This is a genomic window from Flavobacterium sp. (assembly GCF_023151265.1).
Taxonomy (GTDB): domain Bacteria; phylum Bacteroidota; class Bacteroidia; order Flavobacteriales; family Flavobacteriaceae; genus Flavobacterium.
On record NZ_JAKLJH010000216.1, the window covers coordinates 1 to 2,215 of the forward strand.

At 35.6% G+C, this 2,215-nt stretch carries 3 protein-coding genes; all 3 read right to left on the reverse strand.

Going from position 1 to position 2,215, the window contains the following annotated elements:
* On the reverse strand, nucleotides 1-806 hold an 806-nt coding region (locus L6Q46_RS13685), incomplete at its 3' end, for an SGNH/GDSL hydrolase family protein (RefSeq protein ID WP_291284775.1).
* A 13-nt stretch (nucleotides 807-819) separates the two neighbouring features.
* On the reverse strand, nucleotides 820-1,383 hold the full coding sequence (locus L6Q46_RS13690; RefSeq protein ID WP_291284776.1) for a hypothetical protein: 564 nt from the start codon (nucleotides 1,381-1,383) through the stop codon (nucleotides 820-822).
* Nucleotides 1,380-1,700, reverse strand: a complete 321-nt coding sequence (locus L6Q46_RS13695; RefSeq protein WP_291284777.1) for a hypothetical protein — start codon at nucleotides 1,698-1,700, stop codon at nucleotides 1,380-1,382. The genes L6Q46_RS13690 and L6Q46_RS13695 overlap by 4 nt, the downstream gene beginning before the upstream one ends.
* Nucleotides 1,701-2,215: the final 515 nt, after the last annotated feature.

Below are 2,215 nucleotides of genomic sequence, written 5' to 3' on the forward strand. Positions count from 1 at the left end.
TTTTGAAAGCCTGCATGATTTGGATGTAGCAAATCTGGCAACATCAACTGCGGGTCTGCACTATTCGGATTAATCGGGTCACGCATAACGGCAGTAGTATCTAAATAATGAATTTGATTTTGTTCTGCAATCTCTTTATAGACGTTATTTGAATACATGATTCCCGCATTTGTTATTGTCATGACATTACTGGCTCCTTCCAGAAAATTTTTATCATGTCCAATAAATGTACCTGCGATTCCGTGGTAGTTTCCAAGTAGCAGTATCTCAAATTTTCCATTGTTCATGCTTGCCCTCTGCTTTAGCTTCCCTACAATTCCCCTCACATTATTCTCTACCCAAAGTGCAGTTCCAACTGCAATCCACGGATTAGCGATGATGAATGTAGAAGATATAAACCAATCGTTTCCACCGATGTTGACAACGAAACGCTTAGAAGTTTTGTAATTTTCATTATTAATGCATTTAGATAGATGTTCATTTACTTGGTCGGTTCGCCAAGTGCTTTGCCCAAAATTTTGAATTCCAAAATTTGGTACGTTAGACGAATCACTTCCATCAATTCCATTGTTTATATACCAGAGTAGATTTTTTCCACCTGTCACAGGGTCATCAGCATAGTCTAAACGGCTATCCCCGTAAAATGTGATACGGGTTAGATCGGAGGAGTATTGAGATAAAGTGTTACATCCTTTTTCGGAAATATCACCGGCAGGACGCTCGTAATCAAAGTTATTTTTTCCGGGAATAGCTTCGGCAGATAACAAAAATATGGGGGATAAAATTAAAAATATAATTCTAAGCATTTAAATTAGCTCCTTATTCATATTGAATTAAAACTGAAATTTTACATTTAGTAGCTGGTGATTTATAGTTGATGCCAATATGGAATACTCCGATAGTTGTAGGAATATTGGTTAAGTCTATTTTACAAGTTTTTGGGCCATCAGCCATCGTAAAATTTATAAAATCTGAATTATTAAAATCTGATTGGTTCGCATTAAAACATTTTATGGATGTTGGAAATGTTTTGAAAAGACCATTACAAAAGTCGTATCCATAATGATGAAAAATACAGTTTGCATCTATTGGTATATAGGTTATATTTACATTTTTATTTTGTATATTTTGCAAGCGAAAGGCTCTAGAAACAAGGCCATTAAGCTCAATTGTCATCTCCATTCCGGGCTCTGGAATAAAATCTGCCTGACCTTTTACCTGTCCCTCGCATCCAATTGGAACACCAGCTAAAATCCCGAAGGAAGTTAAAAAGACGAATAGATCGACCTCTTTTTTTACTTTTGAGTTTTGCTCATCATGTCCACAGGAAATAGCAATTGCAAGAATCACAAGAAGAAATATGTATTGCCTGACGTATCTCATATTTTTCTCGCCCACAGATTGTTTTGAATTCCAAAATTTGGTAGGTTATACGAATCACTTCCATCAATTCCATTGTTTATATACCAGAGTAGATTCTTCCCACCTGTCATAGGGTCATCAGCATAATCCAAACGGCTATCCCCGTAAAATGTGATGCGGGTAAGGAAATCGCTATAAGCTCCGGCTGTGTTACAATTTCTAATTTCAAACTTATCTGAACCAGAAGGACGTTCAAAATTCCAGTCTCTACTTTCTTCACTGACTAACTCGATTTGGGCTGAAAATAATAATATTAAATAAATAATTTTAATTTTCATATCCATTAAACTCCTCTACTGATATTCTATCGAAAATAATAATTTACAATTTGTAGTAGCTATATTATATTTCTGATGATTGCCTGATATACTTGTAGCAGATGAATGGTTTGATGAAAACACACATGACACTACCCCAAGCGATTGTTCGATTTGACTCCCTTGCAAGCTTTGGTTCTTTTCATCCTTACAGTTTGATGTATTGGCAACATCAAGAAATCCATTGCAAAGAGTTGGGTATCTTATAGAAAATTTGCAATCGTCTGTTAATACCCGATATTTAACTTTTACAGTTTTACTCCCATTTAATACGGAAAAATAAGTTTGACTTCCATATTCACTTGGAGCTAATTCCCAAATGTATTCTTTCCCAATCTCCGGGAAAAAATTTGCCAGAGCTTTTTCCTTCACCCTCGCATCCTCCAGTGAAAATGCCTGTCTCAGCGAACATCAAATAATACCAACCTGGATTTTTTTTGATGTTATACCCATCTAATGCTTGCTCATTTTTACTT

Coding starts and splice junctions, on each gene's coding strand:
- L6Q46_RS13690 (WP_291284776.1), bottom strand. CDS start 1,383: ATGAGATACGTCAGGCAATACATATTTCTTCTTGTGATTCTTGCAATT.
- L6Q46_RS13695 (WP_291284777.1), bottom strand. CDS start 1,700: ATGAAAATTAAAATTATTTATTTAATATTATTATTTTCAGCCCAAATC.